The organism is Acinetobacter seohaensis (assembly GCF_056431365.1).
On sequence record NZ_JBWKMK010000119.1, the window covers coordinates 1 to 14,499 of the forward strand.

Here is a 14,499-nt window from a genome sequence, read left to right on the forward strand (position 1 = left end):
CTATTTAAGTGATGTGCTGAAAAGGTTGCCGACACATAAAGTGACTCAGATTGAAGAATTGCTACCACACCGCTGGAAATCCAACTCAAATTAAAAAATAGGCATGGGGTTCAGCGGACGCTTACAAATATTTAATTTTTATTATTTTTTGTCCAACAAATTTGCCCAATAAAAAAGCCACACATGAACGTGTGGCTTTTTATCAATTTGGCGTATTTCAGCTTTTAGAATTTTTTAAAGCTTTTATTGCCAAACGGTTTGCGTGGTGCATTTTCGTCACGACGTTCACGGTTGCCGTAGCTGTTGCCATCCTGACGTGGTTCACGGTTGCCATAGCTGTTACCATCTTGGCGACGTTCACGGTTGCCATAGCTGTTGCCATCTTGGCGACGTTCGCGGTTGCCATAGCTGTTACCATCTTGACGACGCTCACGGTTGCCGTAACTGTTACCGTCTTGGCGTGGTTCGCGGTTGCCGTAACTGTTACCGTCCTGACGACGTTCACGCGGTGCAAAACCTGTGTTTTGTGCAGCTTCTTCGGTGTCACGACGTTGCTGACGCAAGAAACCACCACGACGTGCTGCCAACGGTTTTTCCTGCATACGCTCATTGCGACGTTTTGCCATGCCGTACAAACCTGTGCCTTGACGTGGTTTTAACTCAACCGCTTTGGCAAGGTTATCGATGTCATTTTTATCCAATTCCATCCAGCGACCTGTACGTAATTCACGCGGTAAAATTACCGTGCCGTAACGGGTACGCAATAGACGGCTGACTTTCAGACCTTGTGATTCAAAAATACGACGAACTTCGCGGTTACGACCTTCTTTTACCACCACTTGATACCAGCGGTTAATACCATCACCGCCAATTTCAGAGAAAGATTCAAACTTGGCAGGGCCATCATCTAGCACTACGCCGCGCAGCATGTTGTTTTTCAGTTGTGGTGTCACTTCACCCATCACACGAACTGCATATTCACGTTCAATTTCGTTCGATGGGTGCATTAAACGGTTGGCTAATTCACCATCGTTGGTGAATAGCAATAAACCTGTCGAGTTAATGTCCAGACGACCAACCATTACCCAACGATCATTGGCAATTGCAGGCAGGTTATCAAATACAGTTGGGCGCTGTTCTGGGTCGTTGCGTGAGCAAATTTCGCCTTCTGGTTTGTAGTAAATCAGAACACGACGACGAATTTCATCTTCAATTTGGAACTGAACTTTACGACCATCGATGCGAAGCTCATCACCTGGTTCGATACGTTCACCCACTTGGGCAACTTGGCCGTTGACACTCACACGACCAGCGGCAATGACTTCTTCCATATAACGGCGAGAACCCAAGCCTACTCGTGCGAGTACCTTTTGCAACTTTTCACTCATGACAGCATAACCTTAGAAATGATCATCAACAGTTTACCTATTCAAGACACAGACGCAGATGCATCGAGTGCCATGAAAGCTTCCTTGGCATCCTGTAGGGGAGGCAATTGACTTAAGGAATTCAAGCCAAACGCATTTAAAAATTGAGGCGTTGTAACCAACAACGCAGGTCTTCCTGGGAGTTCTCGGAAACCTGATTCTTTAATCCAGTTCCAATCAAACAATGTACGTAAAATTTGACTATTGTTTGATACTCCGCGAATTTGTTCAATATCTGCACGGGTCACAGGTTGGTGGTAGGCAATCACAGCCAGTATTTCTAGCAGTGAGGGTGAAAGTCGGGTCGGACGTTCAGGCCATACCTGTGTAATAATTGTACGATACTTTGCCCGCACCTGAAAACGGAAACCTTGTGCGGTTTCGATCAGTTCAATCGAGCGACCATGTTGTAACATGGCCAATTGTTGTAAAAACTGGCGCAATTGCGCTTTGCTGTACTTATCTTGAAACGCTTCTTTCAGACGTGCTAAAGACACAGCACTGTCACTGGCAAAAATAATTGCTTCGAGTTGCATCAGCACTTCATGCTGTTGTTCGCCTTCAGACAAGCTTGAAATTATTGGTTCTGGATTCATGTCTGCGCCCCTTGAATGCTCAATGGTGCTTCAATACCGCTGCTGATAATGCACACTTTTTGCTGGCGGGTCAGTTCTAAAATCGCCATAAAGGTCACCACCATGCCCATGCGTCCCTGACTTGGTTTAAGCAACGCGTCAAAACTTAGTACTTCACCCGATGCGAGTTTGGCTTCAATAAATGCAATCCGTTCTTCAAGTAAAACAGGTTCTTGCAAAACTTGATGGGTGACAGGTTCAGGACGATTAAAAATACAGAACAAGGCATCACGTAATTGATCGGCTGCATAGCCAACATTATTGACTGCGGTATGCCCTAAGCTAAGATTGGTAGCAAAGGTATCGCGTTCCAAAACAGACATTTGCCCCAAGCGTTCAGCTGCTTGCTTGATTCTTAAATAGGTTTCTAAACGGTCAATCAGCTCTTGTTTTGGGTCTTTTTCAATGCTGCTGATACTTGCAGGTTTAGGCAACAACAGGCGGGATTTTAAATCGGCCAGTAATGCCGCCATCACCATATAATCGGCAGTCAGTTCAATATTTAGCGATTTCATGGCATCCATATACGACAAATATTGCGATGCAATCGGGGCAATATCTAACTGAAGTAAATCGAAGCCATTTTTTTGAATCAGGTAAATTAAAAAGTCGAGTGGTCCTTCGAAATGCTCTAACAGAATTTCAAATGCTGCAGGAGGAATATACAAATCCTCAGGAATCGACTCTTGCCACTCATCTAACACACGAATGTGTTGGGCAGGTTCCATCGCATTGTGGAGGGATTGATTCATTACAGTGTTGGGCCACGCGAATTTTCAAAAGCATGCAAATGCTATTTCCGCTTCAGATAAGAAGGAGATGGAGAAATAGCTCAGAATTAATAGCGGCTAGTCTAAAGGATATCGCGATTGAAATAAATCTGTTCTACGACCAAATATCAAAAAAAGCCTAAAATAAATCGGGATTGAGGGAGATTTAAGGCAAGTTGTAAAAATTAACTCATTCAATCTTTAAGTATTTATTTCTGTTTATTCTGTAATGCGTATTCAATCATTGCCATGCAGCTGTCTTGCAGGCAAAGATTACGGCTTTCTGATTGTGCCAAAAGTGCTTTGCATAATGCTGCATCTAAAAAATAAGTATAAGTAGCGGGAGGTTCAGGCATTGTTGCTGTGAATGCAGTTTTGGAACATACGATTGCATCGGACTCTAATGTCCAAGGATGTTGCACATAAATGTGCATCTCATCCGAGAACTGCTGCAAATTTAACAATACCTGAAATAAAGTCATCGGTTTAATTCATGCAAGCAAGGCTTTTAAACTGCCGTGCTGTCAATCACTTTGAAGGTAGTGAATGCTTATTCAAAAGCACTCACATCTCCCACACCACGACGCACAATTTGCGGGTTGTCGCCCGATAAATCAATAATACTGGTGGTGCTAAGTGTGCCTAAGCCACCATCAATCAGTACATCAATACGTTTGTTGAGTTGTAGATCAATCTCGTATGGATCATCTAAAGGGTCTTCTTGCCCCGGTAAAATCAGGGTGCTGGTCAGTAAAGGTTCGCCTAATTCTTTAAGCAGCATGCGACAAATGGGGTTGCTTGGAATACGCAAACCAATGGTTTTTTTATTGGGATGCATCAAGCGACGCGGAACTTCACTGGTCGCAGGTAAAATAAATGTGGTGACCGCAGGCGTATTGTTTTTCAGTAGACGATACATGGCATTGTCCACTTTGGCGTAGGTGGCAATATCCGATAAATCGGCACAAATAATAGCGTATTGGTGTTTTGCGCCTAAACCACGAATTTGTGAAATGCGTTCCATCGCGTTTTTATTACCAATTTGGCAACCAATCGCATAAGCAGCATCGGTTGGATAGACCACCACATCGCCTGCGCGTATGCGTTCAACAGCTTGGCTGATTAGACGCGGCTGTGGATTTTCAGGATGTACTCTTAAATGCAACATATGAATTCCTCAGTAGCGTAAGTGTGACGTTAGGCTCATTATGAAAGGGGATTGATGTCAGTTGCAATCATTGCCTTGTGCTTTATTGCATTTAATCCAAATTTTTTCGTTCAAACTCTGCAATTTGTAATGTTTTGCCACCTCGGGTGCAGTAACAAATACATTCAATAAAGCGTTTTGCATCGCGTGGTAATTTGGCTTCTCCGTTAAAATAACGCTGTACTTGGGCAAAGACATTGTCTTTAAATGTGCGGCCATCTCCACCTTCACCGGTCAGGTTATCTAAAGATACACGGAATTTTCGTCCAAACGCTTGAGCAAACAGCCATTCAATGGCTTGAGGTTTAATTTCAACCTGTTCAAATAAGGCTTGTTGTTCCTGAGTACGACCATCGGGAGCATACCAATAGCCTAAGTCTGGCAGTAAACGTCGTTGTTCGCCTGCGATGCTCCAATGGCTAATTTCATGTAAGGCACTATTAAAGAAACCATGTGCAAATTGAATTCTTGCAGGCTGTGTTGCTGTGGCAGGAAAGTACTCAGGTTCAAAATCACCTTTGACCAAGTTCACATTTAGGTGGGAAAACCAGTGATTAAAGTGTAAGATGAGCCAGTCCACCTGTTCCGTTTCTGTATTGAGTTTTGCCCAGTCCGAGAGTTGCACTTGGGGGTGCGAAGTGTCAGAATTGGTGGTTGGAAGTGTGCTCTCAAGTGATGAAAAATTCACTTCTGTTTGCGGCTGCAACAGATGCATGACTGTGTTACCCAAAATTGGTCTGTCTAAATAAGTACAAAATTGTATCTTAATCTTTGACAGAGTACTGATGAATTTGTAGAATTGCCGCCTTAATTATGTCAGCAAATACCTTTCCGGCACAGATTGAGCCGTTTAAATGGGCTGAACAGGGCTTTACATGGTCAGGTAACCTGCCATTGTCTCGCTTTGCTCGTATCGCCCGTGAAGCTGTTGGATCAATTGATGATCAATTGGTTAACATAGACTGTAAGCTATCAATGGATGCGTATCATCGCATTGTATGGCTAGATGGTCATATTGAAACGAGAGTTCCAATGGAATGCCAGCGCTGCTTGGGTTCTGTAGAAATAGACCTCGTTTCAGATTTTCATCTAGCTCTTGTGGATGATGAGTCACTGATAGAGCGCTTGGATGAGGATGCTGATTTCATTGTATTAGGTGAAAGTGAAGCCACCACCAAAGGTGATTATGATTCGCCTGCGACGGCTAATTTACTGTCACTTATAGAAGATGAATTGTTATTGTTGTTGCCTTTATCTCCTAAGCATGACGCTTGCGAGCATAAGCATCAACCTGCCATTCAGAACATTGCCGAAGAAAAACGTGATAATCCGTTTGATGTTTTGGCAAGTTTGAAAGGTAAACTTAACTGAAAATTATGTTATAATTTCCAGTTAAGACAACTCAATTTGTTCTGATCCATTTTTTCGATCTTTGTAAGGAGCCATCATGGCCGTTCAGCAAAACCGTAAAAGTCGCTCTCGCCGTGACATGCGCCGTTCACATGACGCTTTAACCGAGAATGCATTAACTGTAGACCAAGCTACTGGTGAAACTCATCGTCGTCACCACGTAACTAAAGATGGTTTCTACCGTGGTCGTCAATTATTCGCTAAAGCAGCAGATGCTGAATAATTGGTGATGTATTAAGCGTCAAGCTTAGTAGAAAAAATGGGAGCGTAAGCTCCCTTTTTTTGTGCCCGATTTTTGTTGTATTTGGCAATTACTAAAAGCAAAATTAAGTGTTAAATTTTCGCTCCATAACTGAGCTTACATGAGAAGGTGTGGGTTGTAGTGGCTAAAAACTACAATTTGCGCATCTTAATTAAAGGATTTTTTATGTCTGCTAAACGACTCGAGCAAGCGGCTCAAGCCACTAAAACTGCATTTGTCTTTCCTGGTCAAGGCTCACAAAAAGCCGGTATGTTGGCTGAGCTTGCAGAACAGTTTAGCGGTGTGCGCGAAACATTTGCAGAAGCCTCTGAAGCGATTGGCTTTGACTTATGGCACATTGCACAAAGTGGTGAAGGTTTAGACCAAACAGAATTTACTCAGCCTGTATTACTCACTGCAAGTATCGCTTTATGGCGTGTGTGGTTAGAGTTGGGTGGTGTTGCACCAAAATATTTAGCTGGGCACTCATTGGGCGAATACAGCGCGTTAGTTGCTGCAGGCAGCTTGAGCTTGGGCGATGCCGTTAAACTGGTAAACTTGCGCGGCAAATTAATGCAAAACGCTGTGCCACAAGGTCAGGGCGCAATGGCTGCCATTTTAGGCCTTGAAGATGCCAAAGTGCTTGAGCTATGTGAACAAGTGAATGTGCAAGGTCGTGGCTCGGTAGAAGCAGCTAACTACAATGCACAAGGGCAAGTGGTTATTGCAGGCGATAAAACTTTAGTCGAAGCAGTAATGGCATTGGCCAAAGAAAATGGCGGTAAAGCCATTGCCCTGCCTGTATCTGTACCTTCACACTGTTCATTGATGAAACCTGCTGCCGAACAGTTTGCACAAGCTTTGGAACAAACTGCCATTGAGCTACCGCGTATTCCTGTAATACAAAATGTCAACGCTGGAATCGCGGCAGATGTTGCGCAATTAGGTCAGGCACTCACTGCGCAATTGTACCAATCGGTGCAGTGGACACAAACTATGCAGTACCTACAAGATCAGGGTATTGAATATATCGTGGAATGTGGCCCGGGCAACGTATTGGCGAATCTTGCGAAGCGTTTACCGAATATCGAAAAAGCATTCCCACTCGACACACAAAGTCGTATGGAAGATGCACTAAATGCCATTTTAGTGGCAGAAGGGAAAATTGCATGACACAAGAACGTAAAGTTGCATTAGTCACAGGTGCAAGCCGAGGGATTGGTGCAGCCATCGCTCAACAACTCATTCAAGACGGTTTTTTTGTGGTAGGTACTGCCACTTCTGAAGCGGGCGCAGAAAAATTATCGGCAAGTTTTGCAGAAAACGGTGCAGGTAAAGTATTGGATGTCCGTGATGGTGCAGCCATTGATGCATTGGTTTCTGAAATTGAACAAAGCTATGGTTCAGTTTTGGTTTTAGTTAACAATGCGGGCATTACCAAAGATAATTTGTTACTGCGTATGTCAGAAGATGATTGGGATGACATTCTCAACATTCACTTAAAGGCAGTTTACCGTTTATCTAAACGTGTCTTGAAGGGCATGACCAAAGCGCGTTTTGGACGCATTATTAATATTAGTTCTGTGGTAGCGCATTTTGCGAACCCAGGACAAGCGAACTATTCTGCGGCAAAAGCCGGTATTGAAGCATTCAGCCGTAGCCTTGCCAAAGAAATGGGCAGTCGTCAAATTACAGTAAACTCGGTTGCTCCGGGCTTTATTGCAACTGAAATGACAGATCAGCTAAGTGAAGAAATTCGCAAAAAAATGAGTGAGCAAGTGGCATTAAACCGTTTAGGTGATCCACAAGATATCGCAAATGCAGTGAGTTTCTTGGCTTCTGACAAAGCTGGTTACATCACTGGTACAGTGTTACACGTAAATGGTGGTTTATACATGAGCTAAGCTCAAGTATAAACTTTCAAAATTTTATAGATTCAATTAAACTAACGGCATTAAAAACGCCACAAGCAATGAGGAGAATTCCTGTGAGCGATATCGAACAACGCGTTAAACAAGCGGTTGCAGAACAACTTGGTCTTAAAGCTGAAGAAATCAAAAACGAAGCATCTTTTATGGATGACTTAGGTGCTGACTCTTTAGACTTAGTAGAGCTTGTAATGTCTTTCGAAAACGATTTTGACATCACAATCCCAGACGAAGATTCTAACGAAATCACAACAGTTCAATCAGCAATCGACTACGTAACTAAAAAACTTGGTTAATTGTTGATTTCAGCTCTGCTGAAATGAAAGCCACCGCAAGGTGGCTTTTTTATGCGCTGTCGTTTTTACAATCGAATATGAAAAAGGCGCATTTTGTTAAATGTGTGATGTAGCTTACATTTTGTTACCAGGCTAGTGTCTAATCACAACCGAAGTCGCTTATTTTTTTAGTTATAAATGAATGAGAACAGAAACGTGCTTATGTAAGTGAGCGACGCTTTATAACAGCAGAAAAAAATAGGAGTACCTCATGGGTCTTTTTGATTTTGTAAAAGGGATTGGTAAGAAAAATACAGCACCTGCAGAGCCACAAGCTGCACCAAGCACACCTGCAGAACCATCAGCACAAGAAATTGCCAATAAACTTTTGGGGCATGTGAAAAGTTTAGGCTTACCTGTGACAGGTTTATCGGTGAGTTATAACGCAACTACTGACTTAGCGACAGTGCGTGGACAGGTCAACAGTCAGGCAGACCGTGAAAAAATTATTCTTGCAGTGGGTAATATTGACCATGTTGCACAAGTAGATGATCAACTCACCGTTGCAACCCCAGAACCAGAAAGTAAGTTCTATACAGTAAAATCAGGCGATACCTTATCTAAAATTTCTAAAGAGTTTTATGGGGATGCCAACCAATACAACAAAATCTTTGAAGCTAACCGTCCATTACTAAAAAATGCCGATGACATTTTCCCTGGTCAAGTGTTGCGTATTCCTGCTTAAATGTGAGCAGTCTGAATAAAAAAGGCGCGTGATGCGCCTTTTTTTATTTTGTTTTTTGTCGTTTTTGGGGGGTAGATTATTGTCCTATTCTCATAATGAATAAAAGAAGTAAAAAAACGGCTTTGTTTTATAAATATTTTGTAAGATGACGATTTTTAAAGGTTTATGGAAATTTTAAAAATAAATAAATTAAAAAAAATCAAATTGTTAGGTATTTGCACAACCTAGCCATTAAATACTCGATCGTATCTTTAAAAAACCGCCATGAATGGCGGTTTTCTCAATGACAACTCATGTGTCTCACAACGATATTTTATGTCGTCATACGACACATATGCTGTCATTTTCTATTTCAGAAATTCAAAAGCTTAGAGATTCTTGCGACACATAATGACAATTGAAGCGACACAACTATTGTCATTTTTAGAATTTTGCGACACATAAGCTGTCATATCTTGAAAAACAGCTTTTAATAAGCTATTCCTTAGTTGGGGGTTCGAATGTGGTAATTCTTAATCATTTTGAAAATTTTTAGTCATTTGGACTTAGCTTTGATAGTGGTATTAATACACTAATTGGGGATAATGAAACTGATAAAAAAGCACAGTACTTTGGACATTAGATTTATTACTTGGTAAGTGCCGAGTTTTTTTGAGCTAATAAAAGGGGGACACATGGAGTTAACAAAGGAAGTTGCATATCAAGCAATTGCTGAGTTTTTTACTGAAAAGCCGTTTGTTTTGTTTGGTACAGGAACTTCGTGTGCACTTGATTTGAATTTTGGAATGCCAGCTCTTGAGCGCCATCTTCGAGCAGAGCTTGCTCATGGAATGACCGAAGCACAAGCACTGCAGTGGCTACAAGTGGTCTCTGCTCTAGATGCCTGTAGTCATGATTTTGAATCTGCAATGGACTTCATCAAAGATGAGGCTCTGACCAATCGAATAGTCGAACTTACTGCCAGCTTTGTTGCGAAACACGATAATGCTTACGCTCATTCAATTATCTCTGGCTCATGCGATTGGCCGGCTGGCTCGCTATTGAAAAAGCTGGTCGAAGCTTTACCGCAGGCTGATAAACAACTTCACGTCGCCACGCCAAATTATGATTTGCTGGCTGAATACGCCTTAGTCCGGCACAAGATTCCCTACATTACCGGATTTCACGGTGGTTTCCTTCGTCGCTACGACTGGGGTGAAGCGAAAAAGTCAGTTCAATCCATTCAGAAAAGTTTTGGTAAGACAAGGCCTCCACTAAGAATTGTTGAATGCAAGCATATCCGACTACACAAGCCGCACGGTTCCTTAAATACATTTGAATGGGAAGCTCAGCTTATTGAATGTAACAGTTGGATACTCAACAAACCTGACGGCGTTGCGCGAGCCATGATTACTCCTGGTACGGCCAAGTATCAACGATTACACAAGGACAGAGCACAGTTAGCTGAGTACGACACAGCTGTAGGAAACCATACTAGCTTCCTATTTTTGGGATTTGGCTTTAACGATTCCCAGCTTGTTAACAACGCATTTAGGCAAAAGCTTGAACAAGACCAATGCCGTGCTTTAGTGATTACTCGGGATTCGAACCCAAGAATAGAAGAGTGGCTTAGCAAATGTCCGAATATGTGGCTCATCTGCAAACAGACTGATTCAGATAAAAGCCGAATCTACAACTCAAAGTATGAAAACTGGCTACATATTCATGACAAGGAATTATGGCGTTTTGACGCTTTTACCAACGAATTTTTAGGAGGGTAACATGGCACTTTTTACTTTCAATGATGACAGCTACACACTTGGCAACATCCGTGAAGTTGACACCCGAAAAGTAACCATTCTGGTTAACAGTGATAAAGATCTACGTAAAGCCAGAGTTGGACAACTTGTGACCGTGCAACTTAGCGGTGCAACTAAATGTTGGCTGATTGGCATGATTGATAAAGTCATTAAAGCGGTAGTCACTCAACCACTTACGCTGGAAATAACTGAAGATGATGCAGACGAGATAGATTCTTTTGAAGATAGCGTAGTCAATACAGTTAAGATCACGCTAATGGGTGCAGCCCGCTGGGATGCAGTTGATCAAAAATATAAATTTTCACGATCACTTGATCACGTCCCTGAAATCGACTCAACCTGTTACGTGCTTAAAGATGCTCACCTTGAAGAATTTATGCGTGTTATTTCTGAGTGTGGCGATGGACAGCACTCACTGGAACTAGGCTCTTATAAGCTTAATGAAAACGCGCGCGCTTATGTCGATGGCAATAAACTTTTCCAACGGCATGCCGCTTTGCTTGGCAGTACCGGCTCTGGTAAATCATGGACGGTTGCCTCTATTTTGGAAAGAAGCTCGCAGCTACCTTCTTCAAACCTTGTTGTATTCGACCTGCATGGTGAGTACAAGGAACTTTCTTATGCTAAGCAGCTGAGAGTACCTGGGCCGGATGAGGTTAACGCAGATGATGACTCACTGCTCTTTCTCCCGTACTGGCTACTTAATTCGGAAGAGATTCAATCATTATTCGTTGATCGCAGCGAGTTCAGTGCACATAACCAAGTGGTGGTTGTGCAAGATGCCATAACAGAGCAAAAGAAAACATTCTTAAAAGCGAATGGTCGGACCGATCTATTGCAGTCTTTTACTCTAGACAGTCCGATCCCATACTCCTTACATGAAGTTATTGGAAAGCTAAAATATCTAAACGAAGAGAAGGTTGAAGGATCACGAGGCCCCAAAAACGGCCCATTCAATGGCGAATTTTCTAGATTGTTAGTTCGCATGGCCAGCCGCTTGAATGACCGTCGCTATGGATTCTTATTCAATAGCCCGGACAAATACAACCAATACGACTCATTGAGTATGATTGCTGAAAAACTGATGGGTTTTGGCAATCAAAAGCAAAGCATAAAAGTAATCGACTTCTCAGAGGTTCCTGCTGACATACTGCCAGTCATCATAGGACTGGTTGCTCGTATTATCTATCAGGTTCAATTCTGGACTGATCCAAATAGTCGCAGACCAGTTGCCTTTATTTGTGACGAAGCTCACCTATATCTGCCAAGAAAGGAAGGCAACCCAGTTGAACGTAGAGCGGTCGAAGCATTTGAGAAGATAGCTAAAGAAGGCAGGAAATATGGCGTTGCACTCATGATTGTAAGTCAACGACCTTCAGATGTGAGTGCCACCATTCTCAGCCAGTGTAACAACATCATTTCACTGCGTTTAACAAATGCGGATGACCAAGCAACTGTTCGGAAATTACTACCCGAAAGCTTAGAAAGCCTCTTAGAAGCATTACCCATCATGGATGTTGGGGAAGCCATGGTTGTTGGTGACTCGGTACTTCTGCCGAGTAGAATTAAAATTGATCCTCCGACTGAAAAACCACTGAGCGCAACAATTGATTTCTGGTCTCGCTGGCAGGAAGACGTCACCAATGCCGATTTTGCACTGGCTGTAGAAAACATGCGCCGACAAAACAGAACAAAGTCTTAACTTTGAGTAAAAAACTCAAGGGACACTTGTTTTAAATCCCTATCTGGTTAAAGCACCGAATCAATGTATTGATTATGTGATACTGCACGAACTGTTCATTTAGCTGAACATAACCATAGTGAGAGGTTTTATCAGCTTATGAGCCAAGTGATGCCAGATTGGTAATCAAGAAAGGAATTGTTAGATAATATGGCAGCTAGGCTATTCAGCTAATATATAAAGAAAAAATTAAAGAAGAAGGTATGCAGCAAAGAGGAGCTGTGAAAAATCTACCATCTAGAATTATATGTAAAGATAGAGTTAACGGCTATGATTATTAATCAACCAAAATATTTGAAGTTATTTTAGACTTTACGTATATAAATTATGTGGTGATAAATGAATCTTTTTTTAGATTGTGAATTTAACGGCTGGCATGATCAAGGTACCGGTGAACTAATTTCATTAGGCTTGGTATCCATTGATGGTAAATATGAGTTTTATGAGACAGTTGGATGCAAAAATCCAACCCCCTTTGTTTTGCAACATGTCATGCCAATTTTAGGGCAATCCATCATTCCTATGTGGGAGTTGGTTGATAAACTATGTAGTTTCTTATGGGAAGTGAATAATCAAGAGGATGGCAGCATCACGATCGTGGCTGATTATCCTTCAGATATAGAGTTGTTTAACCGCATTTTGCTATTGGGACAGGGGCAATGTATCAACGTGCCAGTACTAGGCTTTTTGCTCGATTTATCACTTAGTACAAAAAACTCCACAATTCCTCATAATGCATTAGCGGATGCCAGAGCTTTGAGCCAAGATTATGCATCAAAGTATCTTTAGTAAGTTTTTAAAATAAGTGTGCATTGACATACCTATCCAATTCACACTCATTACGGAATTCAACATAGCTTTTTATAAGTTTCTGCGCTTTATTCGTTGAACATCTGATCTCTTAAAAAGACGGATGGGAGTTCCTGTTCCAAGATAAATAGGTTGGATCAGTCCCTGAGTTTGTAAATTGGTGATATGTGAGTGAGGCATATCTAGTAATTTACTGGCTTCAGCTCCTGTCATATAGGTTTCTTTCAACTTAAGTACTTCATCGACATCTTTTTGCTGAACGAGTTTCCAATACACCAGATTTTCTATCGTCAAAAAACCAGATTTGCACCAATACTTACCTAACCAATTCACTGAGCAATTGAGTAGTCTTGCAGCTTGCTCAGTAGATATTGAGTTTTCACTCAGCAATTTATGCTTTAGTTTAAGTACAGACACTTTAGGAATTCTAATAGACAAGGGATAATTGACATCTTTGATAAGGATCCCTTTTTTAATCAAAACAGAAACTTTATTGGGACTAATGTTTAAGTGTTCTGCTGCTTCATTTAATGAGAAAAAATCTTGCTTTTTTTCTAGTGGGGTAGCGTCTTTTTTAGGCCTGCCTGTGCGAGTTGGATATTGAGTTATTTCATCAAAATCATAATCTCTTAGATGATTAACGGAGCGCTTAAGATAGATATTTATTGGGGTGGCATCGATATGCGGTCCATGTATAGGAGTAATTCCTATGCTTGCTAGCTTTTCAACGAAATTTGTAGGATTAAGGTCTAGCTTCTTTGCGAGTGTTGAGGCAAGAATATATTCGTTTTGGAAATTTTCTAGCTTTATAAAGGAATATCCTTTAGCTGCTTTTGCATCATTACAAAGTTGATCCAAATCGAACCATCCCATGTTTGTTAATTTTCGTGCAGTTTCGTAGTGTATATTGAGCTGTTGTGCGATTTCTTTTAAATCTAACTGCTTAGGAGAGGATAGAGTCTTCCTCATAAGGGGTTTTTGTAATAAGGGTTCATATTGGCTTATTGTTAGAAATTCTTCAATGAAATGGCTCTGAATGGAGCCATAATAATGTTGGCTCTCTCCGAGTTTTAGAAAGTCTTGATCGATCCAATGACCGAGTGTTTTATGAGTAATACCTAAAACAAGTTTTAATTCAGCTCTTGTGATATCGATAGTACAGCCTTCATTGCTAGGCGTATAAACATGACATTTTGCCTCTACTAAAGCCGCATAATTTTTAAAAAATCTAGAGTATTTCAAAAATGGGAGCAGTTGAATTCGAGGGTGTGCTAGTTTGATGCGATGATTAACCAGTGTACTTAATCTATCAATTGATCGAGTAGGGGCATTAAAATATTCATATGTCATTTCTAACGCGACTTCAATATCTATGGAGTTATCAAGCGTAAGCGTCCGCTGAACACACCTTCTGAATTCATCCTATAAGCCTTAATTTAGTCCCCACTTAGAAACAAGTGGGGACTTAAATTTATGACTACAAATAATCAGACATCCATCGCATCTCTTGC

Annotated in this window: 16 protein-coding genes and 2 pseudogenes; 11 read left to right on the top strand and 7 right to left on the bottom strand. The window is 41.5% G+C overall.

The window, feature by feature from the left end:
- Positions 1 to 94, top strand: a 94-nt coding sequence (locus AC07E5_RS10635; protein ID WP_141192749.1) for a transposase domain-containing protein, incomplete at its 5' end; no start/stop codon positions are given.
- 373 nt (positions 95 to 467) lie between these two features.
- Here the strand turns inward: AC07E5_RS10635 and rluB are convergent.
- From rluB to AC07E5_RS10665, 6 genes and pseudogenes are all read right to left on the bottom strand, one after another.
- Positions 468 to 1,388, bottom strand: a pseudogene (gene rluB, locus AC07E5_RS10640) (23S rRNA pseudouridine(2605) synthase RluB); the annotation flags it as partial.
- A gap of 41 nt (positions 1,389 to 1,429) precedes the next feature.
- Positions 1,430 to 2,023 (bottom strand): SMC-Scp complex subunit ScpB, encoded by a 594-nt coding sequence (gene scpB, locus AC07E5_RS10645; RefSeq protein ID WP_004972340.1) that lies wholly within the window; start codon positions 2,021 to 2,023, stop codon positions 1,430 to 1,432.
- Positions 2,020 to 2,814 (bottom strand): segregation and condensation protein A, encoded by a 795-nt coding sequence (locus AC07E5_RS10650; protein ID WP_180061022.1) that lies wholly within the window; start codon positions 2,812 to 2,814, stop codon positions 2,020 to 2,022. The genes scpB and AC07E5_RS10650 overlap by 4 nt, the downstream gene beginning before the upstream one ends.
- Positions 2,815 to 3,041: 227 nt before the next feature.
- A complete protein-coding gene (locus AC07E5_RS10655) occupies positions 3,042 to 3,314 on the bottom strand; it encodes a hypothetical protein (RefSeq protein WP_096902074.1) in 273 nt (90 codons plus the stop codon).
- A 68-nt stretch (positions 3,315 to 3,382) separates the two neighbouring features.
- Entirely contained in the window at positions 3,383 to 4,000 is a 618-nt protein-coding gene (locus tag AC07E5_RS10660; RefSeq protein ID WP_004972336.1) for an L-threonylcarbamoyladenylate synthase, read from the bottom strand.
- Between the two features lie 91 nt (positions 4,001 to 4,091).
- Positions 4,092 to 4,754, bottom strand: a complete 663-nt coding sequence (locus AC07E5_RS10665; protein WP_180064422.1) for an elongation factor P hydroxylase — start codon at positions 4,752 to 4,754, stop codon at positions 4,092 to 4,094.
- Between the two features lie 98 nt (positions 4,755 to 4,852).
- Between AC07E5_RS10665 and AC07E5_RS10670 the strand changes: the two genes are divergently transcribed.
- The 10 genes and pseudogenes from AC07E5_RS10670 to AC07E5_RS10715 all read left to right on the top strand — a co-directional run bounded on the left by AC07E5_RS10670 (position 4,853) and on the right by AC07E5_RS10715 (position 12,967).
- Positions 4,853 to 5,410 (top strand): YceD family protein, encoded by a 558-nt coding sequence (locus tag AC07E5_RS10670; protein ID WP_131260705.1) that lies wholly within the window; start codon positions 4,853 to 4,855, stop codon positions 5,408 to 5,410.
- A gap of 76 nt (positions 5,411 to 5,486) precedes the next feature.
- Entirely contained in the window at positions 5,487 to 5,672 is a 186-nt protein-coding gene (gene rpmF, locus AC07E5_RS10675; protein ID WP_000290730.1) for a 50S ribosomal protein L32, read from the top strand.
- A gap of 204 nt (positions 5,673 to 5,876) precedes the next feature.
- A complete protein-coding gene (gene fabD, locus AC07E5_RS10680; RefSeq protein ID WP_096902067.1) occupies positions 5,877 to 6,863 on the top strand; it encodes an ACP S-malonyltransferase in 987 nt (328 codons plus the stop codon).
- Complete coding sequence (gene fabG / locus AC07E5_RS10685; RefSeq protein ID WP_004972328.1) at positions 6,860 to 7,594, top strand: 3-oxoacyl-ACP reductase FabG; 735 nt, start codon at positions 6,860 to 6,862, stop codon at positions 7,592 to 7,594. Before fabD ends, fabG begins: the two co-directional genes overlap by 4 nt.
- An 83-nt stretch (positions 7,595 to 7,677) precedes the next feature.
- Positions 7,678 to 7,914, top strand: coding sequence for an acyl carrier protein (gene acpP, locus AC07E5_RS10690; protein WP_001279871.1), 237 nt, complete (start codon positions 7,678 to 7,680; stop codon positions 7,912 to 7,914).
- A 250-nt stretch (positions 7,915 to 8,164) separates the two neighbouring features.
- Complete coding sequence (gene lysM, locus AC07E5_RS10695; protein ID WP_004972325.1) at positions 8,165 to 8,638, top strand: peptidoglycan-binding protein LysM; 474 nt, start codon at positions 8,165 to 8,167, stop codon at positions 8,636 to 8,638.
- A gap of 674 nt (positions 8,639 to 9,312) precedes the next feature.
- Complete coding sequence (locus AC07E5_RS10700) at positions 9,313 to 10,398, top strand: SIR2 family protein (protein ID WP_498625445.1); 1,086 nt, start codon at positions 9,313 to 9,315, stop codon at positions 10,396 to 10,398.
- A 1-nt stretch (position 10,399) separates the two neighbouring features.
- Complete coding sequence (locus tag AC07E5_RS10705; RefSeq protein ID WP_498625446.1) at positions 10,400 to 12,139, top strand: ATP-binding protein; 1,740 nt, start codon at positions 10,400 to 10,402, stop codon at positions 12,137 to 12,139.
- 16 nt (positions 12,140 to 12,155) lie between these two features.
- A pseudogene (locus AC07E5_RS10710) lies at positions 12,156 to 12,304 on the top strand (M48 metallopeptidase family protein); the annotation flags it as partial.
- A 213-nt stretch (positions 12,305 to 12,517) separates the two neighbouring features.
- A complete protein-coding gene (locus tag AC07E5_RS10715) occupies positions 12,518 to 12,967 on the top strand; it encodes a hypothetical protein (RefSeq protein ID WP_498625448.1) in 450 nt (149 codons plus the stop codon).
- A 72-nt stretch (positions 12,968 to 13,039) separates the two neighbouring features.
- On the opposite strand, the gene AC07E5_RS10720 is transcribed toward AC07E5_RS10715, so the two are convergent.
- Positions 13,040 to 14,338, bottom strand: coding sequence for a helix-turn-helix domain-containing protein (locus AC07E5_RS10720; RefSeq protein ID WP_498625450.1), 1,299 nt, complete (start codon positions 14,336 to 14,338; stop codon positions 13,040 to 13,042).
- Positions 14,339 to 14,499: the final 161 nt, after the last annotated feature.